Source organism: Pseudomonas botevensis (genome assembly GCF_019145475.1).
Classification (GTDB): Bacteria; Pseudomonadota; Gammaproteobacteria; order Pseudomonadales; family Pseudomonadaceae; genus Aquipseudomonas; species Aquipseudomonas botevensis.
In genome coordinates, this window is sequence record NZ_JAHTKI010000008.1 from 154283 (window position 1) to 180662 (window position 26380).

Here is a 26380-nt window from a genome sequence, read left to right on the forward strand (position 1 = left end):
GGCTGGATGTTCATGACTCGCTGAAAAATCGCATTCCGGTGTAAGGCTTCAGCCGACACGCGGCCAGCCGCGAGGCCTGGTCGCCGACATGGGCTTCGAGCTTGTGCCCGTCCGGGTCGAGGAAATAGAACGACGCCCCTTCGCTGCGGTTGTCACGCCATTCACGAACGTTCGCGGTTTTCAGCGTTTGCACAAAAACCGGGAAGTCCGATGCGCTCAGGCTGAACGCGTAATGGGTGTAGTCGGCGGCGGATTCCTCTCGGCGTTGCGGATCGAGCGACAGGCACAACCAAAGACCGGGTAGCGACAGATAGGCACCAGCGTCCCAGGTTGCGTCAACGCGCAACCCCAGCAGCTCGCGGTAGAACGCGAGGCTGCGGTCCAGGTCAGTGACGGCGAGGGTCAGGTGGTTGAGGCCGGTGAGCATCGGATCAGTACCCTCTAAGGTCTTCGGGAACGGTGTATTGCTTGCCGTCATAGGTCAGGGTCAGCTGGGTTTTCTTCAGGTCGGTGGTTTTGGACAGGCATTCCTTGCCGGACGCATAGGTTTTAAGCGCCGAACCGCTCGAAGTGACAACAAGGTCGGCGAAACCGTTGTGGCTCAACGGACCGATTTCGACGGTTCGGCGAATGGTCTGGCCTTCGCCTTCGCAGTCATCCATCCACTCGCCATTGTTTTTGTAGACCACCAGACCTTCGAGCACCGGGCGCAATTTATTGCCTTCACGAACATACAGCGCCAGATCGGTTTTCGAGTAGGGATTGACGCGGGAGCTGTGCTCGAACTGCGACCGCAGGCCGAACGCACGGACGTCCGGGGCGAGCCGGTAGCGCGCCGTATCGATCACCAGGTCATCAAAACTGATGGCGTCGGAGTTGTAGGCACCGGGCTTGAGGTAAGTCGCCATCGGCTTCCAGTTGGTGGAATTGAGAAGCGAAAGTTCCAGATCGAACACCCCGGCATCGTCACCACTGGAGTCAGGGACAAAGGTCGATTTGACGAAAATCGCCTGATCCTTGAACGCCGGCCATCCCTTGCAGCGTGAGAGGGAATGACCGTCAAAGGACTTCACCACACACGCAGCCTGAGCTTGAGCAGTGAAGGCGAAAAGGCTGAGGGCGATGAAAAGCCGGGTTGGGGTGAGCATGGTTCTTCCTTGATAAAAATGATGTTGCCGGCGCGGCTACAGGCCCTTGAACTCGATGGGCACGGCGTAGGAGTCGCCGTCGTAGCGCAAGGTTGTCAACACGGGTTTGTCCATGATGGTTTTATCTTCACAGGCGTCGCCTTCGCCCACACTTGTCGTACGGGTTTGCTGGGTTTTGACAATCAAGTCCGCATAGCCGTGAGAATTGGTTTTGGCGATTTCAACGGTGCGCGTGATCTCGAATCGCTCACCTGCGCAATTGCCGTCCCACTCGCCGCCGTACTGATAGACCAGTAATTTACTCAGAACGGATCGCAGTTTGGCGCCCTCTCTCACATAGAGCGAGAGCTGGTTTTCTTCCACCGGGTTGAGGCGAGATGCATTGTTAAATCTGGCTCGAACCCCAAAGGCCCGTAGATCGGGAGCCAGTTTGTAGCGCGCGGTATCCAGCGCTATCTCTTGCAATCCAACACCCTCAAGCGTGTAAGCAGCGGCTTGGTGGTAAGCCACAATCGGAGCCGAATGGCCCTCACTCAAAACGGACACGTCCAAATCATAGGTGCCGAACGCGTCAGCAACTGCGGGATTGAGATGAGCGTAGGCACTGAGAGTCAATCCCTCATACGCCGGCCATTCTTTGCAAACCGAATAATCCTGATCCCCTTTCACCGGCATTGGCGTGCAATCAGCCGATGCCTGCCCTGCGAGCAACACTGCGCAAAACACCAATCCAGACTTCACTGTCACGTCCCACTCCTTGATGAACTTCAGCCGCGCACTATCCCCTCCCCGATCCGCTGATTCAACCAATTCAACGCCTGATCGCCACCCCGTCGTTTGTGCCACGTCAGCACGAAGCTGAACGGCGGGATGACAAACGGTGGCGGTACGACGACCAGCGTCTGTGGGTCGATGTCGTCCAGTGCACGGGAGGCGACAGTCAGGATCAGGTCGGTGCCGCTGATGATCTGCGGCGCGACGCTCCAGTGCGGCAGGCTGATGGCAACGCGGCGGCGTTCACGCAGGGCGGTCAGGGTGCGTTCGATTTCCGGGGTGCCGCTGCCGCGCATTTCCAGCAAAACGTGAGGCCGCGACAGGTAGGTCGGCAGGTCGAGAATACCGTTGGCGGGCATGCTCTGGCGGTCGACGAGGCAGACGTAGTGTTCCTCGAACAGCGGTGTGCTGCGCAGTTCGTGGGGCAGGTCGGGGAATACACCAGCAGCGATATCGATGTCACCGTTGAGCACGCCTTCGAGCATGCCCTCACGGCTGGCGTGGCTGATTTGCAGGTCGATGCCCGGCGCTTCTCGACGCAGTGTGCCGATCAGGCCGGGCAGGATGATCGCCGCGCCATAGTCGGACATCGCGATGCGAAAAGTGCGGCGGGCGCTGGCCGGATCGAAGGTGTTGGGCGCCAGCAGTGATTGCACCTGAGCCAGCGCTTCGGCCAGGGGCGCCACCAGCTCCAGCGCCCGGGCCGTGGGCGCCAGACTTGAGCCGGCGCGTACCAACAACGGATCGCCGAGCAGATCGCGCAGTCGCGCCAGGGCGTGGCTGACCGCCGGCTGACTCAGGTGCAGACGCTCCGCCGCGCGGGTGACGTGCTGTTCGTTGAGCAAGGCGTCGAGGATCACCAGCAGGTTGAGGTCGATGCGGCGCAGGTCATTCATCCAATGCATGTTCCTGATGAAAAAACGGAATTTAAATCTGCTCGACGAATGACCTAGAGTCCAGCAAAACCTTGCTGGAGAACGATCATGAGTACCTTGCATTGGACTGGTCTGTTGTTGCTGGCGGCGTTGGCCGGCGCGGTGGTGCCGTTTCAGAGTGCGATCAACGCCAACCTGGCTCGCAGCGTAGGGCATCCGCTGTGGGCGACGTTCGCCTCGCTGGTGATGAGTGTGCTGGTGTTGCTGCCGGTGATGGTCGCGTTACGTCTGCCATTGCCCTCCCTGGCGATGATGGCCAAGGCACCCTTGTGGATGTGGACCGGTGGCGCGTTCGGCGTGTGTTTCGTGGCGCTGGCCGTGGTGCTGCTGCCGAAGCTGGGGGCTTCGGGTTTTGTGGCATTGGCGTTGGCCGGGCAAGTGCTGACGTCGATAGTGCTGGACCACTTCGGCTTGTTCGGGCTGGTGGAGAAACAACTGACGTTGCCTCGGGTGTTCGGGGCTGTGCTGCTGATTGCCGGGGTGATGTTGATTCAGTTTGGCAATTCCGGGGCGAGAGCCTTGTCAGCGCAATGAAAGGCAAAAAGATCACAGCCAGCGACAACTACACGGAGCTGTCGCCGGCTGCGATCTTTTCAATGGTTCAACCCTTGTCGAGCGTGCGCAGTTTCTGCGGCACCCCCCACAGCAGCAACGCCGCCGCAATCAGCGCCGCCACGCCGATGACATACAGCGCTGGCGTGGTACTGCCGGTCAGGTCCTTGATCCGGCCCACCATCACCGGGCTGACGATCCCGCCGAACTGGCCCAGGGTGTTGATGACCGCGATCCCGCCCGCCGCGCCGGCGCCCGCTCCGGCCAGCAATTTCGGTGGCAGGGTCCAGAAGCTCGGGATCGAAGCGATGATGCCGGCGCCGAGCAGGCCAAGGGCGACGATCAGGAACGTGGTGTGGCTGGCGAAGATCCCGGCGCTGAAGAAACCGATGGCGCCGACGACCACCAGCCCGGCGACAAACTTGCGCCGCTCGCCGGTAGCGTCGGACAACCGACCGATCACCACCATGCTGATGGCACCACAGATGTACGGGATCGAAGTCAGCAAACCGATCATCACCGGGCTCTCGGTGCCGGCGCTGCGGATCAGCTGCGGCGCCCAGAAGTTGAGGCCATAGGACGCCACCTGGATCAGGAAGTAGATCAGCCCCAGAGTCAGGAATCCCGGGATTTTCAGCGCCGCCAGCAACGAGCCGCCGCTCTTGTGGGGTTCGTGATGGGCGATGCGGCTGGACAGCAGTTTTTTCTCGTCCGGGGTCAGCCAGTGGGCGTCCTCAATCCGATCCTTGAGCAGGGTCAGCACCAGGAAACCGAGGCCGACACACGGCACGCCACCCAGCAGGAACAGCCAGTGCCAGCCACGCATTTGCAGCACGCCGTCGAGGTGTTCCAGCACCAGCCCGGAGAACGGCGCGCCGACCAGCCCGGCAAACGCCGAAGCGAGGAACAGCATCGAAGTGATGCGCCCACGGAAGTGCTGCGGAAACCACAGCGTCAGGTAATACAGCACGCCGGGGGCAAAACCGGCCTCCATCGCGCCGATGAGAAAACGCAGCACGTAGAACTGCCATTCAGTGTTGACGAACACCATCAGCGCGGTCGCCACGCCCCAGGACATCATGATCCGGGCGATCCAGCGCCGGGCGCCGACCTTGTACAGCATCATGTTGCTCGGCACTTCGAACAACACGTAACCGACCACGAACAGCCCCGCGCCAAGGCCGTAGGCGGTGTCACTCAGGCTCAGATCAGCCTGCAACTGGAACTTGGCAAAGCTGATGTTGATGCGGTCGAAAAACGCGAACAGGTAGCAGACCATGATCAACGGCATCAGGCGCCAGGCGACTTTGCTGACCAGGGCTTTTTCGGCGTCGAGATCGACGGACGGGCTCACGCCCGCCTCCATTACATTGAGGCTCATAGCGTTTTCTCCAGGCGGACTGCCAGGGGCGTCCGATTGTTTTTGTTGTCTGGTGGTGGAGCAGGTTTTCCGTGGCGGCCAGGCCTCAGCCAGGGATCGGGTGCAGATCGCAATTGCGCCCGGCCTTCGCCAGTTGTCCGGGGACCTCGTGCCCCAGCAGTGCCGGCAACCCTCGGGACAGTTTCAGCAGCAGCGGTAGATCGATGCCGGTGTGGATGCCGACTTCATCGCAGAGGTTCACCAGGTCTTCGGTGCAGATATTTCCCGATGCGCCCGGTGCAAACGGGCAACCACCGAGGCCGCCGAGCGCCGCGTCGAAACGCCGGGCGCCCGCCTCGTAGGCCGCCAGCACGTTGCACAACCCCAGGCCACGGGTGTTGTGAAAGTGCAGGGTCAGGTCAGCCGGCGAGACACGCTGCAACACCCGTCGTACCAGCCGATCGACCTGTCGCGGATTGGCCATGCCGGTGGTGTCGGCCAGGGTGATCCCCGGAATGCCAAGTTGCTGATAGGCATCGACGATTTGCAGCACCCGATCCTCGTCGATCCAGCCTTCGAACGGACAACCAAACGTCGTGGCGATGCTGCCGTTGAGCCGCACACCGGTGCCGCGGGTGAACTCGACGATTTGCGCGAACGCCGAAAGCGAGGCTTCGCAGCTCATGCGCATGTTCGCCAGGTTGTGGCTCTGGCTGGCGGACATCACCAGGTTCAGCTCATCCGCCTCGGCCTCCAGCGCGCGCTGCGCGCCCTTGAGGTTGGGAATCAACGCCACGTAAATCAGCCCCGGTTGCCGCTGAATACCGGTGAACACCTGCTCGCCGTCGCGCAGCGCCGGAATGGCTTTGGGCGAGACGAACGAGCCAGCCTCGATGCGGCTGAATCCGGCCAGCGACAGTTGATCGATGAGGGCGATCTTGTCTTCGGTCTCGACCCAGGTCGGTTCGATTTGCAAGCCGTCCCGGGGGGAGACTTCCTGGACGATCAAGGCTTGCGAGTAATCGGTGATCATTGCACCACTCCCTGGGTTTTCAGACGTTGAATGTCCGACGCAGTCAGGCCGAGGTCGCCGAGGATGCCATCGGTGTGTTGGCCCAGTCCGGGTCCCGACCAGTTAACGCCGCCGGGGGTTTCTGAAAGTTTGGGCACGATGCCCGGCATTTTTACTGTCGCCCCGTCCGGCAGTGCGGCGTCGAGCAGCATGCCGCGTGCCTGATAGTGCGGATCGGCGACGATGTCGGCCACCGAGTAGATCCGCCCGGCCGGCACTTCGGCGGCCTCCAGCGCGGCGAGTACATCATCGATCGGCAGGCTGCTGGTCCAGTGGGTGATGGCGGCATCGAGCAGACCACTCTTGGCCGCGCGGCCATCGTTGTGGGCGAATTCTTCGGCTTCGGCCAGATCGTTGCGGCCAATCACTTGCATCAGGCGCTTGTAGATCGGGTCGCTGTTACCGGCGATCACCACATAGGCGCCGTCCGCCGTGAGGTAGGTGTTGGAGGGGGCGATGCCCGGCAGTGCGCCGCCGCTGCGTTCACGGACATGCCCGAGCATGTCGTATTCCGGCACCAGGCTTTCCATGACGTTGAACACGCTTTCGGCCAGCGACACATCGACGATCTGACCACCGCCCTGCCCGGTCTTGACCCGCAGCAGCGACATCAGCGCGCCGATCACCGCATGCAGCGAGGCCAGCGAATCACCGAGACTCACCCCGACCCGCGCCGGTGGCGAACCGGGAGTGCCGGTGGTGTAGCGAATGCCGCCCATGGCCTCGCCGATGGCGCCGAAACCGGGGCGGTCGCGGTAGGGGCCGGTCTGGCCGTAGCCGGAGATGCGCACGAGGGTCAGGTCGGGATTCAGCGCGTGTAACACCTCCCAGCCGAGGCCGAGTTTTTCCAGGGCGCCGGGGCGCAGGTTCTCGATGATCACGTCGGCATCGCGCGCCAGTTGCTTGACCAGTTCGATGCCTTCGGCGGACTTGAGATTCAGTGCCAGGGATTTCTTGTTACGCGATTGCAAGTACCACCACAGCGACGTTCCTTCGTGCAGCTTGCGCCATTTGCGCAGCGGGTCGCCCTGACCCATGGCTTCGATCTTGATCACCTCGGCGCCGAATTCGGCGAGCATGCGCGCGGCAAACGGCGCGGCAATCAGGGTGCCGATCTCGATCACTTTGATCGCACTCAAGGGGGCAGTCATTGCAGCGTACCTCTTGTTCTTGGAATTGCTGCCAAGGCTAGAGGAGCGTCAGCGAAGCAATCCAACCTTCACTCGGCAACGGGCGTTCGCGAAATGCGAACGCCCGCCGGAGATGCGCAGAACAGACGGTCGCCTTCGTGGGCAAGCTCATTCCCACACGGTTCGCGGCGAACACAGAACGGCCCTCAATCCTGCCCGCGCAAATGCTCGAACAACACCCGGCTCACCGGCGATAACCCGGCCTCGTCGCGCACCACCATGATCAACGCACGATCCGACCAGTCATCGGTCAACGGCACCGCCGTCAGCCCCAGCGCACGGCCGAACAATTCATAGGCCCGTTGCGGCAGGATGCCGATGCCCATGTTGGCCTGGACCATCCGGCACACCGCGTCGAAACCCGGCACATGGATGCGGATGCGCAGGACTTTGCCGGCCTGGCGCGCGGCGGCGTGGGTGCGCATGTTGATCGAACTGGCGGCGTGCAGGCCGACGTAATCGCTGTCGAGGGTTTCGCTGAAGGCCAGCGACTCGCGCAGGGCCAACGGGTGTTCCGGCAACATCACCACCACCAGTTTGTCCTGGCGATAGAGCACGCTGTGCAGGCCCTTGATGTCGCTGTCGCTGGAGCAGATACCGAAGTCCGCGACGCCATCGAGCACACCCTTGATGACCCCGTCACTGGGCCGTTCTTCAAGGTCGGTCTTGACCTGCGGATGACGGGCGGAGAAGTCGCGCAGGTCTTCGGGGAGAAACTGAATGATCGCCGACAGGTTCGCCAGCATCCGCACGTAACCGCGCACGCCGTGGCTGTGTTCGCCCAGTTCCAGGCCCATTTTCTCGACGTTGAACAGCATCTGCCGGGCATGGTGCAACAGGGTTTCGCCGGCCGGCGTCAGAGTCATGCCCTTGGCCTGACGCATGAACAGGCTGATGCCCAGCGCCTCTTCCAGCTCCATCAGGCGTTTGCTGGCCGCCGACACCGCGATGGCCTCGCGGGCGGCCGCGCGGGTCAGCGTGCCCTCTTCGTGGACGGCGACGAACAGTTGCAGGGTAATCAGGTCGAGGCGGCGGATCAGGCTTCTTTGCAGCATGCAGGACTCGGCAATGGCAGCTCGGACGAACGCGCAGCATAAACCCGTTCATCCAAACCCTGCCCGCTTCAAAACGCGCTGCGGAAAATCTCTTCGATCTGGCGCTGATCCGCCGCCCGTGGATTGGTCAGCCCGCAGGCGTCTTTCAGGGCGTTGGCGGCGAGCACCGGGATGTCGGTGAGCTTGGCGCCGAGGTCGCGCAGGCCGCCGGGAATATCGACGTCCCTGGCCAGGCAACGAATCGCGCCGATGGCCGCTTGCGCGCCCTCCTCCGCGCTGAAACCACGGATGTCGGCGCCCATCGCATGCGCCACATCGGTGAGCCGATCCGCACACACCAGCGCGTTGAACGTCTGCACATGGGGCAGCAACACCGCGTTGCAGACGCCGTGGGGCAAGTCGTAGAAACCGCCCAACTGGTGCGCCATCGCATGGACATACCCGAGGGACGCATTGTTGAACGCCATGCCGGCGAGGAACTGCGCGTAGGCCATGTTTTCCCGCGCGGCGATGTCGTGACCGTCACGCACCGCCAGACGCAGGTTGTTGCTGATCAGGGTCATCGCCTTCAATGCGCAGGCGTCGGTGATCGGATTGGCGGCGGTGGACACGTAGGCTTCGATGGCGTGGGTCAGTGCGTCCATGCCGGTCGCCGCTGTCAGACCTTTCGGCATCGCCACCATCAGCGCCGGGTCATTCACCGACAGCAGCGGCGTGACGTTGCGGTCGACGATGGCCATTTTCACATGGCGGCTCTCGTCGGTGATGATGCAAAAGCGAGTCATCTCGCTGGCGGTGCCGGCGGTGGTGTTGATCGCGATCAGCGGCAATTGCGCCTTGGCCGATCGATCGACACCTTCGTAGTCGCGGATCTGCCCGCCGTTGGTCGCACACAGGGCAATGCCCTTGGCACAGTCGTGGGGCGAACCGCCGCCCAGGGACACCACAAAATCGCAGCGATGCAGGCGCAGCATCTCCAGGCCGGCCTCGACATTGGCGATGCTCGGGTTCGGCTTGGCGCCGTCGAACACCACCGAGTCGATGTCCTGCATCGCCAGTTTCTCGGCGATCAGGGTCGCCACGCCGGCCTTGGCCAGACCGGCGTCAGTGACGATCAGCGCCTTGCGAAATCCGTAGTTGCGAATCGCATCCATGGCTTCGTCCAGGCAGCCGCTGCCCATGATGTTTACGGCGGGAATGAAAAAGGTGCTGCTCATGCGCGCGTCTCCTGACTGAGGCCGTTTCGACTACCGCGATCCGGCGGATGCACACAGCATCGACCGATCGGTCACGGCGGATGTTGATCTGGCTCAATGCCCGCTCGTGATAAAGTCGCCGCCCATCAGCCCCTTTGTTTTGAGACTTGCCGCGCATGACCGATTTTCTGGATGTCGACGCCACACTTGAAGACTGGAGCGCCCTGCGCGCGGCCATCGCCTTCAGTGGCTTGCTGGTGGGCAACGGCGCCAGCCGTGCGGTGTGGGACGATTTCGGCTACGACTCGCTGTTCGAAAATGCCCGCACAGTGGAAGAGAAACCGCTGAGCCCGTCGGAACTGAGCGTGTTCGACGCGATGCAGACGCGCAGTTTCGAGCAGGTGCTCGGCGCGCTGAAAGTCACCAGCCGGGTCAACAAGGCACTGGCCGTCAGCTCGGCGGCACCGCGCAACCGTTACTACGCGATCAAGGAAGCGCTGATCAACACAGTGCATGCGGTACACATTCCGTGGCGGCTGATCGCAGCGTCGACCCTGGCGACGCTGAACGAAGAACTGGCGCGCTATCGCACGGTGTTCACCACCAATTACGACCTGCTCAATTACTGGGCCGTGCAACACAACGGCAACGCCGTCGACGATCTGTTCAACGGCCCGGATGCGAGTTTCGACCTGTGCGAAAGCGCCAGCGAAAAAACCCGTCTGCTGTACCTGCACGGCGGCCTGCATCTGGTGCGCAATCAGGACGGCACCGCGCGCAAGCTGACCTCCACCGAGGGCACGCTGCTGGGCAATTTCGCGATCAACAACACCCTCAAGACCCTCGACGACGTACCGCTGTTAGTCAACGAAGGGCCGAGCGCGGACAAACTCAAGACCATTCGCAGCTCGGACTACCTGTCGTTCTGCCACGACCAGCTACTGAGCCATGGCGACAATCTGTGCATCTTCGGCCATGCCCTCGGTGAGCAGGACAGCCACATCGTCCGTGCCTTGCGCCTGGCGAAGCCGAAGGCCGTGGCGATCTCGATCTATCCACGCAGCGCAGCGTTCATTCAGCACCAGAAACGCTACTACACCAAGCTGTTCGACGGGACCGGGGTCGAGCTGCGGTTCTTTGATTCCAAGAGTCATGCGCTCGGTAGACCGATGTTATCAGTACCTGTCGAGAGCTAGGCTACGCGAGTCAGTCTGCGAGGTTATCCTTCCTTTTCACAGCGGCGAGGCAATCCTGAGGGATTTCCCATGAGCCCCTGCCGTTGCCACGCAACTCATTCTTTTGAAAGTCGCCGCGTCCTTTGGTCATAATTTTTACACCATAACTTTTGTTATTGATGAACTGATTGCCAAACATTTCCGGGGAGCTGAATCCAGTAACTAGTGCCCCGGAATGCTCGTTTTCAGTGATAATATTCCCTTCAAACCGTCCCTTTCCACGATTATGAACATAAACGCCTGACTGCTTTCCGTCACGAATGGTATTACGCCTGAACAGCGGTGTTGCTCCTGTACGGACCTCGAGACCAGCAAAACCATTTCCAACAATTAGATTTTCTTCATATAAACCAGCGCCTTTGTCATAAATCATAAAGCCACCTTCTACATTGCTATGTACATGACAACGACGCACAATCGGATTGCTTAGCTTATCTACGCCCACTCCTGCCAAAGTGTTTTTGAATATCTCATTATCTTCAATTACTCCGGCACCGCCGTCATGCACAAAAACCCCATTACCTTTGCACCCATAAATTCGGTTACGGCGTACAGATGGACTAGCCTTCCAGATGAGAATTGCCGATTTATTATTGGAAAAAATCTCATTATCTTCAATTACTCCGCGGCAATCATCTGACAAGTGAAGCCCATGTTTACCGCAATCATGTATACGGTTTCGCCTCAAGGTCGGATTAGCCTGCTCTCGGACGGCCACACCCGAGGCGGCGTTGTCAAAAATTTCATTATCCTCTAGCGTGCCAAATCCGTTTTTGTATATGAGCACACCGCTTTGCTTACTACCGTGGATACGGTTGCGACGTAGTCGGGGATCGGCTCCGTCGTGAATGCCAATGCAGGATAAATTGTGCCCCGTAATATCACAGTCCTCGATATCCAAGCGCCCCTGGCCGATATCAATACAAAATAGCTTGCTCTTTCCGGTCTGACGGAATGTCAGATTTGCAATACGCCCCATGCTCGCCATGAACCGAACAGCATTTCTGTCCTCCGCTTCAATGACAACCTCGCCCATCGCACCTTCGCCAATGATCTCGATCGGCTTCTCTATTACTAACCCTTCACGATACAGGCCGGGACGGACCAAAACCCGATCACCCGGCGATGCAGCGCAAACGGCTTCGCTAATGCTGAGGAAATCGCCGCGGTGAAATGAATCAACAACATGACTTCTGGGAGCTGATAATGATCGGACCTGATTCCTCTGAGCGATTTGAGCCCCGCTTGCTTCACTGACTGGCTCAGGAGGAACCTGCGTACCTACTTCATTTACAGCAGCCTCCTCCTTCACTTTTTCTGGCTCTCGCTCCATTGCCTGAACAATTTGCTTGGCCATGTCGGCCAACGCACGGCGCATCTCCGGCTTGGTAAATGGCTCAAACCGCAACTCTCGCCAATCATAGTAATTTCGGCTGGCGATAACCTGCGCCAGTGAATCAGGATCTTTTTTATTCGGTCGACTCATTGCAGGACAATCGACGTAGTAAACCGGAAGAATCAGATCAGCGCGCCCCCTTGACTCTTCCCGCTTGAGAAACCGATCCAACTCTTTGCGGCAAGCGGTGCTCTTGAAGAACCCTGGTGTAATGATCGGAATCAGAAATGTAGATCCATCAATCGACTCATCCAAACGCTCGGCCCACTGCTGGCCCCAACTGATATCTTTCAGATCCTGAAAAATCTCGAACTTTTCGCCTGTCTGGATGCGGACTTCACCAGCCAGACGCTTACAGAAGTCTGTCAGTTGCCCTTCATCATGCTCATTGTCAAAACGCACATAACTCATGAAGCCAATGGGTTGCTTGCTCATATCACGCTGCTTGGTCGTCCAGTTTTATAAGCAACCCGCCTCACCAGGTTCCTTTCCGTTATCAACATACCGGTCCACAACGGGGACTTGGGAAAATGTTGGGCAATCACTTGCTTGGTGATCACATGGTCAAGGAAGATACTAATGCGCCACTACCCTGTCTACTCGACTCAAGATCATTCCTCGGCGCTATGCACCACCACCAGCAACTGCGCCTGAACCTCCCCCACCGAGCGGAGCCGATGCGGCTTCTGCGCATTGAAATGCAACGCATCGCCCCGCTCCAGCAGCACCCGCTCGTTCATGAAATCCACTTCGACCCGGCCTTCGTGGACGAACAGGAATTCCTCGCCCAGATGCTCCTTGAAGGTCTTGTCGGTGAACTCGCTCGGCGGGTAGATGATGAACGGCAACAGGCTGCGCTCGCTGACCTGATGCGCCAGCACCGCATAACCGGGGCTCTGATCGTTGGCCGCCAGTGACTGGCGCTCGTGGCTGCGCACCAGGCTGTAGCTGTCGAGGCTGACGTTGTCTTCGGAGAACAGTTCCTCGACTTTCACGTTCAGCGCTTTCGCCAGTTTCAGCGCGGCGGCAATCGACGGGGTGTTCAGACCGCGCTCGACTTTCGACAGATAACTCTTGGTCATGCCGGATTTTTCCGCCAGTGCCTCAAGGGTAACGCCAAGTTTTTTTCTCAATAATTTCAAACGGATAGACATGCGCAGCGGTTATTCCATCAAGGAAGCGACGATTCGTGCTTGCCAATGACACTTTGTGTCATATAGCCTCTTTAGTGTCATTTGCGTACACCGAGAACCTTGCGAGCAACGGTGCAACGGCAAATCCGACGTCCATTGAACGATCCAAAGGACAACCGATATGGCCAAGACATTAGCACTACCCAAAGAGCAACTGGTCAAGCAGGCGCTGACCCAGATGCAAAACACCCTGGCGGATAATACGTGGACAGACCGGCAAAAGCTGGCCCTGACCTGCCGGATCCTGTTCGAGAACGGTCACGACTCGGGCCTGGCCGGGCAAATCACCGCACGCGGCCCGCAGCCGGGCACCTACTACACCCAGCAACTGGGCCTGGGTTTCGATGAAATCACCGCGAGCAATCTGCTGCTGGTCAACGAAGACCTCGACGTGCTCGAAGGCCATGGCATGGCCAATCCGGCGAATCGTTTCCACAGTTGGGTATACCGCGCCCGGCCGGACGTGAACTGCATCATCCACACCCACCCGACCCATGTCGCCGCCCTGTCGATGCTGGAAGTGCCGTTGCAGATTTCCCACATGGACCTGTGTCCGCTGTACGAAGACTGCGCGTTTCTCGAAGGCTGGCCGGGGGTGCCGGTGGGCAACGAAGAAGGTGAACTGATTGCCGGGGCGCTGGGCGACAAACGGGCGATCCTGCTCTCGCACCACGGCCAGTTGTCGACCGGGGCGAGCATCGAGGAAGCCTGTGTCATCGCGCAACTGATCGAGCGCGCAGCCAAATTGCAATTGCTGGCGATGGCCGCCGGGACGATCAAGCCGATCATTCCCGAACTGGGACGCGAAGCCCATGACTGGGTGTCCAAACCCAAGCGCCACGCCGCCGCGTTCAACTACTACGCTCGGCAGAACCTGCGCCAACACGCCGATTGCCTGAACTGAAACCCTTTTTCACGGAGACACGTCCATGTCCAACATTCACGGCATCATCGGCTACACCATCACCCCGTTCGGCGCCAACGGCGAAGGCCTCGACCTGCCCGCCCTCGGCCGCTCCATCGACCGCCTGATCGAAAGCGGCGTCCACGCCATCGCCCCGCTGGGCAGCACCGGCGAAGGCGCGTACCTGAGCGACGCCGAGTGGGATCAGGTCGCCGAATTCAGCATCAGGCATGTCGCCCGACGCGTACCGACCGTGGTCAGCGTATCCGACCTGACCACCGCCAAAGCCGTGCGTCGCGCGCGCTTCGCCGAAGCCCACGGCGCCGACGTGGTGATGGTGCTGCCGGCGTCCTACTGGAAACTCAGCGAAGCGGAAATCCTCGCCCATTACCGCGCCATCGGCGACAGCATCGGCGTGCCGATCATGCTCTACAACAACCCGGCCACCAGTGGCACCGACATGTCGGTCGAACTGATTCTGCGCATCGTCAACAGCGTGGAAAACGTGACCATGGTCAAGGAAAGCACCGGCGACATCCAGCGCATGCACAAGCTGCAATTGCTCGGTGATGGGCAGATTCCGTTCTACAACGGCTGCAATCCGCTGGCGCTGGAAGCCTTCGCTGCCGGGGCCAAAGGCTGGTGTACGGCGGCGCCGAACCTGATCCCGCAACTCAATCTGGATCTGTACGAAGCCACATTGGCCGGTGACCTGGGCAAGGCGCGGGAGCTGTTCTACCGCCAGTTGCCGCTGCTGGACTTCATCCTCAAGGGTGGATTGCCGGCGACGATCAAGGCCGGTTTGCGGGCAACCGGCCTGGAAGCGGGCGACCCGCGCCTGCCGGTGTTCCCGCTGAGCGAGGCCGGGCGCAGTCAACTGCAAGAATTGCTCACCGCCCTGCGCTGAAACCTGTGGGAGCGGGCGTGCTCGCGAAGAGGAAGTGTCCGGCGACGGCGACGTTGCCTGACACACCGTTTTCGCGAGCAAGCCCACTCCCACATTGGACTGTGTTGCATGCCCGAGACTGTTGTTCCCACACAGGATCAGAGCACAGGCAAAGTCTTGTCCTTGATGGTCTTCGTCGGCCCGTTGGCCTTGACGCTGGCGATGCCTTTGTCACAGGCCGAGTCGGAAGAATAGGACTCGCTGCCGCCGATGATCTGGTGGTTGGCGGCCTTGAGGTTGAAGTACGGATGGCCGTCCTTCGTCAGTTTTTTCTCGTAGCGCTCATCCAGCGGACTGTTGGCCTGCACCGAGGCAATGCCGTTTTCGGCGGCGCTGCGGGTGGTGTACAACTCGCTGGTCAGAATGGTTTCGGCATTCGCCGCTTTCAGCACGAACCTGAACTGGCCGTTGCTGCTTTTGCTCAATTCATACCATCCGGACATGCTGCTTCTCCTTATCGACGGGTCAAAGGGTAATTTTAGTGCCCAGCAGGCCAAGGAACCCCGCCAGCCAGTTCGGGTGCGCCGGCCAGGCCGGAGCGGTGGCCAGGTTGCCCTGGACATGGCCGTCGGTCACCGGGATGTCGATGTACGTCCCGCCGGCCAGGCGTACTTCCGGGGCACAGGCCGGATAGGCGCTGCACTCACGACCTTCGAGAATCCCCGCCGCCGCCAGCAGTTGCGCACCGTGACAAACGGCGGCAATCGGTTTGCCGGCCTGGTCGAAGGCGCGCACCAGTTCCAGGACTTTTTCGTTCAGCCGCAAGTATTCCGGCGCACGACCGCCCGGCACCAGCAGCGCGTCGTAATCCGCCGCGTTGACCTTGGCGAAATCGAAATTCAGGGCGAACAGGTGACCGGGTTTTTCGCTGTAGGTCTGGTCGCCTTCAAAGTCGTGGATCGCCGTGCGCACTGTCTTGCCGGCGGCCTTGTCCGGACACACGGCGTGGACGATGTGCCCGACCATCTGCAAGGCCTGGAACGGCACCATCACTTCGTAGTCTTCGACGTAATCGCCGACCAGCATCAGGATCTTCTTCGCGGCCATGGGGCGGACTCCTCTGGGAAATGCGTTGGAGTATTCAAAGTAGTCGTTATCTGGCACGGCGGCTTTGAAAACGACGGAACTCCTGTGGGAACGGGCTTGCCCGCGAAGGCCTGCGCAAACTGTACCGATCAGTCCGTGCCTAGCTGTAGCAGCGGCCCGGCTGCGGTTTGTGGCTAGATGAAGACACCTCCCTGCCACCTTCGATTTCTGGTTGCCATCATGTCTTCACGCGAGAACACCGGCATGGCCCTCGGCCTGCTCGGGGTTGTGATTTTCAGCCTCACCCTGCCCTTCACCCGCATCGTGGTGCAGGAACTGCACCCGCTGCTCAACGGCCTGGGCCGCGCGTTGTTCGCGGCGATTCCGGCGGCGTTGCTGTTGCTGTGGCGCCGCGAGAAATGGCCGACCTGGGCGCAAATCAAAGGCCTGAGCCTGGTGATCGCCGGGGTGATCCTCGGGTTTCCGGTGCTGTCAGCGTGGGCCATGCAGACGCTGCCGGCGTCTCACGGGGCGCTGGTCAACGGTTTGCAGCCGCTGTGCGTGGCGCTGTACGCCGCATGGCTGTCCCATGAACGTCCGTCGAAAGCCTTCTGGGCCTGCGCGGCGCTGGGCAGTGCGCTGGTGCTCGGTTATGCGCTGTACACCGGCGCCGGCAGCATTCAGGCCGGCGACTTGCTGATGCTCGGCGCGATCGCGGTGGGTGGCCTGGGTTACGCCGAAGGTGGCCGACTGGCCAAAGAGATGGGCGGCTGGCAGGTGATCTGCTGGGCGCTGGTGCTGTCGACGCCGCTGCTGATCGGCCCGGTGTGGTATCTGGCCGTGCAGCATCATGGCGCGGTGTCGGCCAAGACCTGGTGGGCCTTTGGCTACGTGGCGCTGTTCTCGCAGTTCATCGGATTTTTCGCCTGGTACGCCGGGCTGGCCATGGGTGGCATCGCCCGGGTCAGTCAGATCCAGTTGTTGCAGATCTTCTTCACCATCGCGTTTTCGGCGCTGTTCTTCGGTGAACATGTCGAGCCGATCACCTGGGTGTTTGCCTGCGGCGTGATTGCGACCGTCATGCTCGGTCGCAAGACCGCTGTGCGCCCCGCGCGCACCGCCACGGCCTGATCAGGCCAGATAACCGTCCGCCCGCAGCAGGCTTTCCAGGCAGTGCTCGCTGATGTGGTAGAACTCCTTCAGCTCCTGGATTTTCACCAGCAACCGGGCCGGATCCACCGGCTCGGCGCGTTTGACGGCGAGGATCATCTTGTTCTTGTTGGTGTGTTCCAGGGAGATGAACTCGAACACCTTCGTCTCGTAACCACAGGCCTCGAGGAACAACGCGCGCAGGCTGTCGGTGACCATTTCCGCCTGTTGGCCCAGATGCAGACCGTATTGCAGCATCGGCTTGAGCAGCGCCGGGCTCTGGATCTGCAGGCGGATCTGCTTGTGGCAGCACGGCGAGCACATGATGATCGACGCACCGGAGCGGATGCCGGTGTGGATCGCGTAGTCGGTGGCGATGTCGCAGGCATGCAGGGCGATCATCACTTCCAGTTCGCTCGGCGCCACGCTGCGCACATCACCACACTTGAACACCAGCCCCGGGTGTTCCAGCTTCTGCGCGGCGACGTTGCACAGGTTGACCATTTCTTCGCGCAACTCGACGCCGGTGACTTCGCCTTCGGCCTTCAGGGTATTGCGCAGGTAATCGTGGATGGCGAACGTCAGGTAACCCTTGCCCGAACCGAAATCCGCCACCCGCACCGGTTTGTCCAGGGCCAACGGTGACGAAGTCAGGGCGTGGCTGAACACTTCGATGAACTTGTTGATCTGTTTCCACTTGCGCGACATCGCCGGAATCAATTCCTGCTGGGCGTTGGTCACGCCGAGGTCCTTGAGAAACGGCCGGCTCAGTTCGAGGAAGCGGTTTTTCTCGCGGTTATGCTCGGCGGATGGCGCTTCGCGCAATTGCTGGGGTTTGCTCTTGAACAGCGAACTCTTGCCCTTTTTGCTGTATTCGAGCTGGGCTTCGTCGCTCAGCGCCAGCAAATGGGCATTCTTGAACGCGGCCGGCAGCAGCGCGGCGATGCTTTCGACGCCTTCGGCCAGCGGCAGGTTCTTGGTGATGTCACGGGTCTTGTAGCGATAAACGAAGGACAGGCAAGGCTGCGCCTTGACCGTCACCGGCTTGATGATGATCCGCTGCAGATCGGCTTCTTCGCCGACGTACTTGGCCAGCACCAGTTTGATAAAGCCGTTCTGTTCGAGGCTGGTCTGCAGCAATTCGATGAACTGGGCGTGGTGATCTGGCGCGGGTTTAGCGGTGGGGGCGGTGACAGACATGAAAAAAACAGCCTCGGGCGGGGCGAAACGGGAATGGCGGGTATTTTAGGGGGGATGGAGGTTTGGGACACGCAGTTATTTACTCAGTGGTCCTGAAAAGCGCCCCCTCACCCTCCGGGTGAGGGCATTCAGAAACTACCCCAGAACCACCAACCGATTCGGCAACTCGTTCCTCACCTGCGTCACCGGCACATGCACCCTGAGCAATTCACCGCACGCCTCGATACAGGTCACGAACCCCTCGAGCGTGCGCCCCTGGCGCACCTGTTCGGTAAACGCCGCGACAATCGAATCCCAGCATTTGTTGTCCAGCCGTCCGGAAATCCCTTCGTCCACGAGGATTTCCACATAACGCTCGGCCTCGCAGACAAAAATCAGCATCCCGGTGCTGCCGACCGTGTGGTGCAGGTTCTGTTCGAGAAACTGCCGGCGCGCCAGGTTCGAGGCGCGCCAGTGCCGGACCCGGCGCGGCACCAGATGGGTGGTGATCTTCGGCAGGCGAAACACCAGGCACAGCACGATGAACAGCCCCCACTGCACCAGCAACAGGCTGCGCAGGGTCAGCCACCCGGTCAGGTAGTGGACGACGCCCGGCACCACCAGCGCCAGCAGGCTGGCCCATAGCAGCGGGATGTAGGCGTAGTCATCGGCGCGGGCCGCCAGCACCGTCACCAGTTCCGCGTCGGTATCGCGCTCGACCCGGGCGATGGCCTCGGCGACCTTGCGCTGTTCGTGTTCAGTCAGTAATGCCATGTCGTGAAATGCCTGCTCGCTATTATTGTTATCTCACCAGCCGCCGGACGAACCGCCACCGCCGAAACTGCCTCCGCCGCCGCTGAAGCCCCCGCCTCCACCGCCGCCACCGAAACCTCCACCGCCGAATCCGCCTCCCGACCCACCGGAGCCGCCACGGCCGGCGGGAAGGATACCGAGCATCTGGCAGATAAAAACAGTCAGGATGAACAACATCACCAAAAACACGAACAACGCCGGATGACGCGAGACGAAATCGTCCGTCGGATCGCCGGCCGATTCATACACCGTCGAGGGCTCGTCCAGCGGATTGCCGCCCAGCACCACCAGCATCGCCGCCACGCCGTCGCTGATGCCCTTGCTGAAATTGCCGCTCTTGAAGGCCGGCGTGATGACCTGATGGATGATCACCGAACTCTGCGCATCGGTGAGCCGATCCTCCAGCCCGTAACCGACTTCGATGCGCAGCTTGCGCTCGTCCCGGGCGACGATCAGCAGCGCGCCGTTGTTCTTGTCCTTCTGCCCGATGCCCCAGTGCCGACCGAGCTGGACGCCGTAATCCTCGATGCTGGTGCCTTGCAGGTCCGGCAACGTGACCACCACCAGTTGCTCGCCGGTCGCCTGCTCGTGGGCCTGCAACTGCTGGCTCAGTTGCGCGCGCACCGACGGATCGATCATCTGCGCCTGATCCACCACCCGCCCGGTCAGCGCCGGAAACGTCAACTCGGCCCGGGCGCTGACGGCGAACAGCCACAGCATCAGCACCAGGCCCATCTTCAACACACGCATGGGCAACCTCGGATCAGAACTTCACTTCCGGAGCCTTGTCCGCGCCGGGGCTGGTGGCTTCGAAGGTCTCGCGAACCGGCAGATCGCTGTACATCACCTTGTGCCAGAGCAGGCCGGGAAAGGTACGAATCTCGGTGTTGTACTTCTGCACCGCGAGGATGAAGTCGCGCCGGGCCACGGCGATGCGGTTCTCGGTGCCTTCAAGTTGCGATTGCAGGGCGAGGAAGTTCTGGTTGGCCTTCAGATCCGGATATTGCTCGGACACCACCATCAACCGGCTCAAGGCACCGGTCAACTGATCCTGGGCCTGTTGGAACTGCTTGAGCTTTTCCGGGTTGTCCAGGGTGCTGGCGTCGACCTGGATCGACGTCGCCTTGGCCCGCGCCTCGATCACGGCGGTCAGGGTCGCCTCTTCATGCTTGGCGTAGCCCTTGACCGTTTCCACCAGATTCGGGATCAGGTCGGCACGCCGCTGGTACTGGTTCTGCACCTGGCCCCAGGCAGCCTTGGCCTGTTCGTCGAGGGTCGGAATGTTGTTGATGCCACACGCGGTCAGCAAAGTGGCCAGTACCAGCAAAGTGGCGACCTGCAGGCGCGAGCGATAGGTTGGACTGACATTCATCGGACGGGTGCTCCCTTGCACATTTCATGAAAAATGAATCGCGAAACATTCTCAGCCGGCTGTTGGGGCATAATCGCCCGCACCACTGGATTGCAGCGGGCCAATGGGCTAAAAAGAGGCCCTGCGCGATCACGTCGCCGAATCTGGCGGGGTTAATTCGGCTTTGCGTTTTGCATCAGCACCCGAACAACAATAGTCGCTCCCTAAATTTTGGCTGGCCGGCGTTGCACTGCCGTTTGCGCCCTCGAGAAAAATATTCATGAAGAAGCTGTGTTTGCTGGGTCTGTTCGTCAGCCTGGCCAGTCATCAAGTATTGGCCGCCACATCCCCGGTGCCCCTGGAAAACAAGGACGCCTTCATCAGTAACCTGATGAAGCAAATGACCCTCGAAGAGAAGATCGGCCAGTTGCGCCTGATCAGCATCGGCCCGGAAATGCCCCGCGAGCTGATCCGCAAGGAAATCGCCGCCGGCAACATCGGTGGCACGTTCAACTCGATCACCCGCCCGGAAAACCGTCCGATGCAGGACGCGGCGATGCGCAGCCGGTTGAAGATTCCGATGTTTTTCGCGTACGACGTGATCCACGGCCACCGTACGATTTTCCCGATTCCACTGGCCCTGGCTTCGAGCTGGGACATGGACGCCATCGGCCATTCCGGGCGCATCGCCGCCAAGGAAGCCGCCGCCGACAGCCTCGACATCACCTTCGCGCCGATGGTCGACGTTTCCCGCGACCCGCGCTGGGGCCGCAGCTCCGAAGGTTTCGGTGAAGACACCTACCTGACCTCGCGTATCGCCAAGGTCATGGTCAAGGCCTACCAGGGCGACACTCCGAGCAACGCTGACAGCATCATGGCCAGCGTCAAGCACTTCGCCCTGTATGGCGCGGTCGAGGGCGGTCGCGACTACAACACCGTGGACATGAGCCCGGTGAAGATGTACCAGGATTACCTGCCGCCCTACCGCGCCGCGATCGATGCCGGCGCCGGTGGCGTGATGGTGGCGCTGAACTCGATCAACGGCATCCCGGCCACCGCCAACACCTGGCTGATGAACGATCTGCTGCGCAAGGACTGGGGCTTCAAGGGCCTGGCGGTCAGCGACCACGGCGCGATCTTCGAGCTGATCAAGCACGGCGTCGCCCGCGACGGTCGGGAAGCGGCGAAGCTGGCGATCAAGGCCGGCATCGACATGAGCATGAACGACACTCTGTACGGCAAAGAGCTGCCGGGGCTGCTCAAGTCCGGCGAGATCGAGCAGAAAGACATCGACAACGCCGTGCGCGAAGTCCTCGCGGCCAAATACGACATGGGCCTGTTCAAGGACCCGTACCTGCGTATCGGCAAGGCCGAGGACGATCCGGCCGACACTTACGCCGACAGCCGCCTGCACCGCGCCGACGCCCGTGACGTCGCCCGTCGCAGCCTGGTGTTGCTGAAAAACCAGAACGAAACCCTGCCGCTGAAGAAAACCGCGAAAGTCGCCCTGGTCGGCCCGCTGGCCAAGGCGCCGATCGACATGATGGGCAGCTGGGCGGCCGCCGGCAAACCGGCGCAATCGGTCACCCTGTTCGACGGCATGAGCTCGGTGATCGGCGACAAGGCGAACCTGATCTACGCCCGTGGTGCCAACATCACCAGCGACAAGAAAGTGCTCGACTACCTGAACTTCCTCAACTTCGACGCCCCGGAAGTGGTCGATGACCCGCGCCCGGCCAACGTGTTGATCGACGAAGCGGTGAAAGCAGCCAAGCAGGCTGACGTGGTGGTCGCCGCCGTGGGCGAGTCCCGTGGCATGTCCCACGAATCGTCGAGCCGCACCGACCTGAACATCCCGGAAAACCAGCGCGAGCTGATCCGTGCGCTGAAAGCCACCGGCAAACCGGTGGTGCTGGTGCTGATGAACGGCCGTCCGCTGACGCTTCTGGAAGAAAACGCTTCGGTCGATGCGATTCTGGAAACCTGGTTCAGCGGCACCGAGGGCGGCAACGCCATCGCCGACGTGCTGTTCGGCGACTACAACCCGTCGGGCAAACTGCCGGTGACCTTCCCGCGCTCCGTGGGCCAGATTCCGACCTACTACAACCACCTGAGCATCGGCCGGCCGTTCACGCCGGGCAAACCGGGCAACTACACCTCGCAGTATTTCGATGACACCACCGGGCCGCTGTTCCCGTTCGGCTACGGCCTGAGCTACACCGATTTCAGCCTGAACGACATGGCGCTGTCCTCGACCACCCTGAACGCCAGCGGCAAGCTCGACGCCAGCGTCACGGTCAAGAACACCGGCAAGCGTGACGGCGAAACCGTGGTGCAGTTGTACATTCAGGACGTCACCGGCTCGATCATCCGTCCGGTCAAGGAGTTGAAGAACTTCCAGAAGATCATGCTCAAGGCGGGCGAGCAGAAAGTCGTGCACTTCACCATCACCGAGGATGACCTGAAGTTCTACAACGCCCAGCTCAAGTACGCGGCCGAGCCTGGCAAGTTCAATGTGCAGATCGGCCTGGACTCCCAGGACGTGAAGCAGCAGAGCTTCGAGTTGCTCTGATCCATAAAACTGTGGGAGCGAGCCCGCTCCCACAGTCGGATTTTGAATGGGGCTGCTAGCCCCGCCGATCCAGAAGATTGACCACCAACCGGTCCACCCAGCCCCACACCCGCTGCTTGATCCGCCGCCACAACGGCCGGCGCCGCCACTCTTCCAGGCTCACCTGCTGACTCTGGGCAAAGTCCCGCTCGAAACTCGCCACCACGTCCGCCGTCAGTTGCCGATCCAGCGCCTCCAGGTTCGCCTCCAGATTGAAGCGCAGATTCCAGTGATCGAAATTGCATGAGCCGATGCTCACCCAGTCATCCACCAGGACCATTTTCAGGTGCAGGAAACACGGCTGGTATTCAAAGATCTTCACACCGGACTTGAGCAATCGCGGGTAGTAGCGATGCCCGGCGTAGCGCACCGACGGGTGATCGGTGCGCGGCCCGGTCAGCAGCAGGCGCACATCGATGCCTCGGGCGGCGGCCTTGCGCAGGGAGCGGCGGATTTTCCAGGTCGGCAGGAAGTACGGCGTCGCCAGCCAGATCCGCTGCTGGCCGCTGTTCAGCGCGCGGAACAGCGATTGCAGAATGTCGCGGTGCTGACGGGCGTCGGCGTAGGCCACGCGGCCCATGCCCTCACCCGTGTCCGGCACCCGGGGTAGCCGTGGCAGGCCGAAGTTCGCCGAAGGTTTCCACGCCCGGCGATGGCGGTTGGCGATCCATTGGCGGTCGAACAGCAACTGCCAGTCGAGCACCAGCGGGCCGGTGATATGCACCATGACTTCGTGCCACTCGCTGGTGTCGTGACCCGGCGTCCAGAATTCGTCGGTAACCCCGGTCCCTCCAACCACCGCCAGGCGCTGGTCGACCAGCAACAGCTTGCGGTGATCGCGATAAAAATTGCCGACCCAGCGGCGCCAGTTCAGCCGGTTGTAGAAACGCAGTTCGACCCCGGCACCGGTCAGGCGCTGACGCAGGTTCAGGGTAAACGCGAGGCTGCCGTAATCATCGAACAGACAACGCACCCGCACGCCGCGCTCGGCCGCCAGCACCAGCGCCTGAACGATGGTTTCGGCACAGGCGCCGGCCTCCACCAGATACAGCTCCAGTTCGATCTGCTCGCGGGCGTTGAGGATTTCATCGAGCATGCGCGGGAAGAATTGCGGGCCGTCGATCAGCAGCTCGAAACGGTTGCCGTCACGCCATGGAAACACCGCGCCGCGCATGTCAGCGCGCCGTGAAGATCAGCACCGCACCCACCGGCACCGACAGACTGATGGCCGACAGGCCGGCCATTTTGCGCAGGCTTTCCAGCCCCGGCGCCAGCTCGAAATCCTCGGCGTTGATGACCAGCGGCTCGAGGGTGACCACCTGGAAGCGCCGGTCATCGAGACGGGTGGCGAGCAGTTCGGCGGGGTATTCATGTTGTTTGCCGTGCAGGTTGACGGTCAGCGGCAGGCGCAGCTCCAGTTGCGCGCCGGGTGCAAGATCGTTGATCGGGCGCAGATCGATCTGGGTGGTGATGGTCGCTTCGGGGAATTGCTCGATCTGGAACAGCTCCTTGCGCATGCGCTCGTCGCGCAGCGGGATGCCGCTGTTGATCGAGTCCAGCTCGACTTCGACTTCGGCCTGACCGTTCGGATCGACCTTGCCGTGCAGCACCAGAAAGCGTTGCACTTCGGAAATATTGGCGTTTTTCGTACTGACGAACGACAGCCGCGACGACTCGCCGTCCAGATACCAGTTGGCCTGGGCCGGCAGCGCAGCGGCACTCAACAGCAGGCCGGCGATGGCGGTGCAAAGGGAGCGGTTGAACATTCAAGACTCGTGGGGCGAATAAACCTGAGCCGAACATTAACTGCCAGCGATGGCTTCTGTACACCGCAAGCGCAACACAAAACCGTGGGAGATTTGTGCTGTCAGGGTTGCAGGCGGCAGCCTTGATGCTCGCCGGTCCATCCCGCGCTGTTGCTGCGCCCCATGCCGCTGACGGTGACGGTTTTGCTCACCGCATCATCGGTGAATCCGCTGGTCGGCAGCCATTGCTTCACATACCCGCGACAATAGTCGGCATCGTTGTTCATGACATAGCGACACGAACAATATTCCTTGGCGGTGTAGGCGCTGATGATGTCCGGGAACGCCCACAACGCCTCCCGCTCGTGCCAGATCCAGCCGAGCAGCACGAGCAACAGCACCAGCAGAATGCGTTTGAACAGTTTCATGGCCGCACCGCCCCCAGCACGCGTTTGAGCAATTCGTTGTGCCGGTAGCCGCCGTCACGATCATCGCCGTAGCGCACGATCACCAGTTTTTCGCTGGGGATCACGTACAACGCCTGGCCCCAGTGGCCGAGGGCAGCAAAGGTATCGGGCGGTGCATCGGGCCAGGGCGACGGTGCGCCATCCGCCGGGCGATTGAGCCACCACTGGCCGCCCGGCACCGCTTCGTCCTGATGGGCCTTGTAGCCGGCAAACGGCTGGAGGTTGAACGCCACCCAGTCCCTGGGCAGCAATTGCCGCTCGCCCCAGCGTCCGTCCCGTGCCATCAGCAGGCCGATTCGCGCCAGATCCCTTGGCCGCAAGTAGGCGTAGGACGAGGCGACAAACGTGCCCTTGGCATCGGTTTCCCAAACCGCGCTGTGGATGCCCAGCGGCTCGAACAGTGCTGTCCAGGGATAGTCCGGATAACGCGACGGGCCGACGATGGTTTTCAGCGTCGCCGCCAACAGATTGCTGTCGCCGCTCGAATAACGGAACGCCTGCCCCGGCGCGGCGTAGCGGTCGTGATCGGCGGTGAACGCCGCCATGTCGCGATGGCCGCGCGTGTAGAGCATCGCCACCACCGAGGATTTCAGCGGGGCGTATTCGTAGTCTTCCTGCCAGTCCAGCCCTGACGCCCAGTGCAGCAGGTCGGCCATGGTGATCGTCGGGTGCTTTTCCAGCGCCGGGTAAAATTTCACCGCCGGATCATCCAGTTTGAACAGGCCTTCGCCATACGCCACACCCAGCACCGTGGCCATCAGGCTTTTGCTGATCGACCAGGTCAGGTGCGGGGTGTCGACGCGGGTCGGGCCGGCGTAGCGTTCGTAAAGGATCTGACCGTCGCGGATCACCAGCAAGGCATCGGTGCGGATGCCCTGACGGGTGTTGTCGTCACGTGGAGGGAACGCGTAGGCCTCCAGCGCGTCGAGCGCAGTGCCTGAGGGTTTCGGGCCGACCGGCCACTGCTCTCCGGGCCATGATTCGGCCTGAACCGTGCAACTGATCAACAGCAGAAACAGGAACAAGCCTTTGAACATGACGAGGGCTCTTGGAGAAAAGCTGCTGAGACTAGCCGGGATTGAT

General features: G+C 61.2%; 27 protein-coding genes. 6 read left to right on the top strand and 21 right to left on the bottom strand.

The features are described from left to right. Positions 1-10: 10 nt before the first annotated feature. Genes fos through KVQ74_RS12860 form a run of 4 tightly spaced genes read right to left on the bottom strand, consistent with a single transcriptional unit; the run spans position 11 to position 2827 of the window. Entirely contained in the window at positions 11-427 is a 417-nt protein-coding gene (gene fos, locus KVQ74_RS12845; protein ID WP_217831449.1) for a fosfomycin resistance glutathione transferase, read from the bottom strand. A 4-nt stretch (positions 428-431) separates the two neighbouring features. After that, complete coding sequence (locus KVQ74_RS12850; RefSeq protein WP_217831450.1) at positions 432-1148, bottom strand: PA3715 family protein; 717 nt, start codon at positions 1146-1148, stop codon at positions 432-434. A 36-nt stretch (positions 1149-1184) separates the two neighbouring features. Further along, the gene (locus tag KVQ74_RS12855) at positions 1185-1895 is read right to left on the bottom strand and encodes a PA3715 family protein (protein ID WP_217831451.1); all 711 of its coding nucleotides are present in this window, start codon (positions 1893-1895) and stop codon (positions 1185-1187) included. A gap of 20 nt (positions 1896-1915) precedes the next feature. Then, on the bottom strand, positions 1916-2827 hold the full coding sequence (locus KVQ74_RS12860) for a LysR substrate-binding domain-containing protein (protein ID WP_217831452.1): 912 nt from the start codon (positions 2825-2827) through the stop codon (positions 1916-1918). Positions 2828-2905: 78 nt separating this feature from the next. Here KVQ74_RS12860 and KVQ74_RS12865 point away from each other — a divergent pair, with 78 nt between their 5' ends. After that, on the top strand, positions 2906-3391 hold the full coding sequence (locus KVQ74_RS12865; RefSeq protein WP_217831453.1) for a DMT family transporter: 486 nt from the start codon (positions 2906-2908) through the stop codon (positions 3389-3391). 67 nt (positions 3392-3458) lie between these two features. Here KVQ74_RS12865 and KVQ74_RS12870 read toward each other — a convergent pair whose 3' ends face one another. The 5 genes from KVQ74_RS12870 to yiaY all read right to left on the bottom strand — a co-directional run bounded on the left by KVQ74_RS12870 (position 3459) and on the right by yiaY (position 9303). Beyond that, the gene (locus tag KVQ74_RS12870) at positions 3459-4790 is read right to left on the bottom strand and encodes an MFS transporter (protein WP_217831454.1); all 1332 of its coding nucleotides are present in this window, start codon (positions 4788-4790) and stop codon (positions 3459-3461) included. Between the two features lie 85 nt (positions 4791-4875). Continuing rightward, on the bottom strand, positions 4876-5802 hold the full coding sequence (locus KVQ74_RS12875; RefSeq protein ID WP_217831455.1) for a hydroxymethylglutaryl-CoA lyase: 927 nt from the start codon (positions 5800-5802) through the stop codon (positions 4876-4878). Continuing rightward, positions 5799-6992, bottom strand: coding sequence for a CaiB/BaiF CoA transferase family protein (locus KVQ74_RS12880; protein ID WP_217831456.1), 1194 nt, complete (start codon positions 6990-6992; stop codon positions 5799-5801). Before KVQ74_RS12880 ends, KVQ74_RS12875 begins: the two co-directional genes overlap by 4 nt. Before the next feature lie 185 nt (positions 6993-7177). Continuing rightward, positions 7178-8086, bottom strand: coding sequence for a LysR family transcriptional regulator (locus KVQ74_RS12885; RefSeq protein ID WP_217831457.1), 909 nt, complete (start codon positions 8084-8086; stop codon positions 7178-7180). A 68-nt stretch (positions 8087-8154) separates the two neighbouring features. Beyond that, positions 8155-9303, bottom strand: a complete 1149-nt coding sequence (gene yiaY, locus KVQ74_RS12890; protein ID WP_217831458.1) for an L-threonine dehydrogenase — start codon at positions 9301-9303, stop codon at positions 8155-8157. Between the two features lie 155 nt (positions 9304-9458). Here yiaY and KVQ74_RS12895 point away from each other — a divergent pair, with 155 nt between their 5' ends. Beyond that, on the top strand, positions 9459-10478 hold the full coding sequence (locus KVQ74_RS12895) for a DUF4917 family protein (RefSeq protein ID WP_217831459.1): 1020 nt from the start codon (positions 9459-9461) through the stop codon (positions 10476-10478). 10 nt (positions 10479-10488) lie between these two features. On the opposite strand, the gene KVQ74_RS12900 is transcribed toward KVQ74_RS12895, so the two are convergent. Then, positions 10489-12348, bottom strand: a complete 1860-nt coding sequence (locus KVQ74_RS12900; protein ID WP_217831460.1) for a right-handed parallel beta-helix repeat-containing protein — start codon at positions 12346-12348, stop codon at positions 10489-10491. A 176-nt stretch (positions 12349-12524) separates the two neighbouring features. Then, positions 12525-13067 (bottom strand): helix-turn-helix domain-containing protein, encoded by a 543-nt coding sequence (locus KVQ74_RS12905; RefSeq protein ID WP_217831461.1) that lies wholly within the window; start codon positions 13065-13067, stop codon positions 12525-12527. A gap of 160 nt (positions 13068-13227) precedes the next feature. On the opposite strand from KVQ74_RS12905, the gene KVQ74_RS12910 reads away from it, so the two are divergent. Together KVQ74_RS12910 and KVQ74_RS12915 are read left to right on the top strand one after the other, a co-directional pair. Then, entirely contained in the window at positions 13228-14010 is a 783-nt protein-coding gene (locus tag KVQ74_RS12910) for an aldolase (RefSeq protein WP_217831462.1), read from the top strand. A gap of 25 nt (positions 14011-14035) precedes the next feature. After that, positions 14036-14917: a dihydrodipicolinate synthase family protein gene (locus KVQ74_RS12915; RefSeq protein ID WP_217831463.1), complete on the top strand. Its 882-nt coding sequence runs from the start codon at positions 14036-14038 to the stop codon at positions 14915-14917. Positions 14918-15054: 137 nt separating this feature from the next. On the opposite strand, the gene KVQ74_RS12920 is transcribed toward KVQ74_RS12915, so the two are convergent. Together KVQ74_RS12920 and KVQ74_RS12925 are read right to left on the bottom strand one after the other, a co-directional pair. Then, positions 15055-15399, bottom strand: coding sequence for a YegP family protein (locus KVQ74_RS12920; RefSeq protein ID WP_217831464.1), 345 nt, complete (start codon positions 15397-15399; stop codon positions 15055-15057). A 22-nt stretch (positions 15400-15421) separates the two neighbouring features. Next, a complete protein-coding gene (locus tag KVQ74_RS12925; protein WP_217831465.1) occupies positions 15422-16003 on the bottom strand; it encodes a DJ-1/PfpI family protein in 582 nt (193 codons plus the stop codon). Positions 16004-16222: 219 nt separating this feature from the next. Between KVQ74_RS12925 and KVQ74_RS12930 the strand changes: the two genes are divergently transcribed. Beyond that, on the top strand, positions 16223-17113 hold the full coding sequence (locus KVQ74_RS12930; protein WP_217831466.1) for a DMT family transporter: 891 nt from the start codon (positions 16223-16225) through the stop codon (positions 17111-17113). Here the strand turns inward: KVQ74_RS12930 and KVQ74_RS12935 are convergent, their stop codons facing one another. The 4 genes from KVQ74_RS12935 to KVQ74_RS12950 form a co-directional block, all read right to left on the bottom strand. Then, positions 17114-18331: a class I SAM-dependent methyltransferase gene (locus KVQ74_RS12935; RefSeq protein WP_217831467.1), complete on the bottom strand. Its 1218-nt coding sequence runs from the start codon at positions 18329-18331 to the stop codon at positions 17114-17116. A gap of 135 nt (positions 18332-18466) precedes the next feature. Then, positions 18467-19084 (bottom strand): TPM domain-containing protein, encoded by a 618-nt coding sequence (locus KVQ74_RS12940; RefSeq protein ID WP_217831468.1) that lies wholly within the window; start codon positions 19082-19084, stop codon positions 18467-18469. Positions 19085-19117: 33 nt separating this feature from the next. Then, positions 19118-19873 (bottom strand): TPM domain-containing protein, encoded by a 756-nt coding sequence (locus KVQ74_RS12945; RefSeq protein WP_217831469.1) that lies wholly within the window; start codon positions 19871-19873, stop codon positions 19118-19120. 13 nt (positions 19874-19886) lie between these two features. Further along, positions 19887-20495, bottom strand: coding sequence for a LemA family protein (locus tag KVQ74_RS12950; protein ID WP_217831470.1), 609 nt, complete (start codon positions 20493-20495; stop codon positions 19887-19889). 259 nt (positions 20496-20754) lie between these two features. Here KVQ74_RS12950 and bglX point away from each other — a divergent pair, with 259 nt between their 5' ends. Continuing rightward, positions 20755-23046, top strand: a complete 2292-nt coding sequence (gene bglX / locus KVQ74_RS12955) for a beta-glucosidase BglX (protein ID WP_217831471.1) — start codon at positions 20755-20757, stop codon at positions 23044-23046. 55 nt (positions 23047-23101) lie between these two features. Here bglX and KVQ74_RS12960 read toward each other — a convergent pair whose 3' ends face one another. The 4 genes from KVQ74_RS12960 to KVQ74_RS12975 form a co-directional block, all read right to left on the bottom strand. Continuing rightward, positions 23102-24259 (bottom strand): phospholipase D-like domain-containing protein, encoded by a 1158-nt coding sequence (locus KVQ74_RS12960; protein WP_217831472.1) that lies wholly within the window; start codon positions 24257-24259, stop codon positions 23102-23104. Position 24260: 1 nt separating this feature from the next. After that, complete coding sequence (locus KVQ74_RS12965; RefSeq protein WP_217831473.1) at positions 24261-24851, bottom strand: YceI family protein; 591 nt, start codon at positions 24849-24851, stop codon at positions 24261-24263. A gap of 101 nt (positions 24852-24952) precedes the next feature. Beyond that, positions 24953-25258 carry an amidase gene (locus KVQ74_RS12970; protein ID WP_217831474.1) on the bottom strand — a complete coding sequence of 102 codons (306 nt, stop codon included), beginning with the start codon at positions 25256-25258 and terminating at the stop codon, positions 24953-24955. Continuing rightward, positions 25255-26334: a serine hydrolase domain-containing protein gene (locus KVQ74_RS12975; RefSeq protein ID WP_217831475.1), complete on the bottom strand. Its 1080-nt coding sequence runs from the start codon at positions 26332-26334 to the stop codon at positions 25255-25257. The genes KVQ74_RS12970 and KVQ74_RS12975 overlap by 4 nt, the downstream gene beginning before the upstream one ends. Between the last annotated feature and the right edge of the window lie 46 nt (positions 26335-26380).

Bases quoted from the DNA above. Each gene is read 5' to 3' on its own strand.
- fos (WP_217831449.1), bottom strand. From the start codon at position 427: ATGCTCACCGGCCTCAACCACCTGACCCTCGCCGTCACTGACCTGGAC.
- KVQ74_RS12850 (WP_217831450.1), bottom strand. From the start codon at position 1,148: ATGCTCACCCCAACCCGGCTTTTCATCGCCCTCAGCCTTTTCGCCTTC.
- KVQ74_RS12860 (WP_217831452.1), bottom strand. From the start codon at position 2,827: ATGCATTGGATGAATGACCTGCGCCGCATCGACCTCAACCTGCTGGTG.
- KVQ74_RS12865 (WP_217831453.1), top strand. From the start codon at position 2,906: ATGAGTACCTTGCATTGGACTGGTCTGTTGTTGCTGGCGGCGTTGGCC.
- KVQ74_RS12870 (WP_217831454.1), bottom strand. From the start codon at position 4,790: ATGAGCCTCAATGTAATGGAGGCGGGCGTGAGCCCGTCCGTCGATCTC.
- KVQ74_RS12875 (WP_217831455.1), bottom strand. From the start codon at position 5,802: ATGATCACCGATTACTCGCAAGCCTTGATCGTCCAGGAAGTCTCCCCC.
- KVQ74_RS12880 (WP_217831456.1), bottom strand. From the start codon at position 6,992: ATGACTGCCCCCTTGAGTGCGATCAAAGTGATCGAGATCGGCACCCTG.
- KVQ74_RS12885 (WP_217831457.1), bottom strand. From the start codon at position 8,086: ATGCTGCAAAGAAGCCTGATCCGCCGCCTCGACCTGATTACCCTGCAA.
- yiaY (WP_217831458.1), bottom strand. From the start codon at position 9,303: ATGAGCAGCACCTTTTTCATTCCCGCCGTAAACATCATGGGCAGCGGC.
- KVQ74_RS12895 (WP_217831459.1), top strand. From the start codon at position 9,459: ATGACCGATTTTCTGGATGTCGACGCCACACTTGAAGACTGGAGCGCC.
- KVQ74_RS12900 (WP_217831460.1), bottom strand. From the start codon at position 12,348: ATGAGCAAGCAACCCATTGGCTTCATGAGTTATGTGCGTTTTGACAAT.
- KVQ74_RS12905 (WP_217831461.1), bottom strand. From the start codon at position 13,067: ATGTCTATCCGTTTGAAATTATTGAGAAAAAAACTTGGCGTTACCCTT.
- KVQ74_RS12910 (WP_217831462.1), top strand. From the start codon at position 13,228: ATGGCCAAGACATTAGCACTACCCAAAGAGCAACTGGTCAAGCAGGCG.
- KVQ74_RS12915 (WP_217831463.1), top strand. From the start codon at position 14,036: ATGTCCAACATTCACGGCATCATCGGCTACACCATCACCCCGTTCGGC.
- KVQ74_RS12920 (WP_217831464.1), bottom strand. From the start codon at position 15,399: ATGTCCGGATGGTATGAATTGAGCAAAAGCAGCAACGGCCAGTTCAGG.
- KVQ74_RS12925 (WP_217831465.1), bottom strand. From the start codon at position 16,003: ATGGCCGCGAAGAAGATCCTGATGCTGGTCGGCGATTACGTCGAAGAC.
- KVQ74_RS12930 (WP_217831466.1), top strand. From the start codon at position 16,223: ATGTCTTCACGCGAGAACACCGGCATGGCCCTCGGCCTGCTCGGGGTT.
- KVQ74_RS12935 (WP_217831467.1), bottom strand. From the start codon at position 18,331: ATGTCTGTCACCGCCCCCACCGCTAAACCCGCGCCAGATCACCACGCC.
- KVQ74_RS12940 (WP_217831468.1), bottom strand. From the start codon at position 19,084: ATGGCATTACTGACTGAACACGAACAGCGCAAGGTCGCCGAGGCCATC.
- KVQ74_RS12945 (WP_217831469.1), bottom strand. From the start codon at position 19,873: ATGCGTGTGTTGAAGATGGGCCTGGTGCTGATGCTGTGGCTGTTCGCC.
- KVQ74_RS12950 (WP_217831470.1), bottom strand. From the start codon at position 20,495: ATGAATGTCAGTCCAACCTATCGCTCGCGCCTGCAGGTCGCCACTTTG.
- bglX (WP_217831471.1), top strand. From the start codon at position 20,755: ATGAAGAAGCTGTGTTTGCTGGGTCTGTTCGTCAGCCTGGCCAGTCAT.
- KVQ74_RS12960 (WP_217831472.1), bottom strand. From the start codon at position 24,259: ATGCGCGGCGCGGTGTTTCCATGGCGTGACGGCAACCGTTTCGAGCTG.
- KVQ74_RS12965 (WP_217831473.1), bottom strand. From the start codon at position 24,851: ATGTTCAACCGCTCCCTTTGCACCGCCATCGCCGGCCTGCTGTTGAGT.
- KVQ74_RS12970 (WP_217831474.1), bottom strand. From the start codon at position 25,258: ATGAAACTGTTCAAACGCATTCTGCTGGTGCTGTTGCTCGTGCTGCTC.
- KVQ74_RS12975 (WP_217831475.1), bottom strand. From the start codon at position 26,334: ATGTTCAAAGGCTTGTTCCTGTTTCTGCTGTTGATCAGTTGCACGGTT.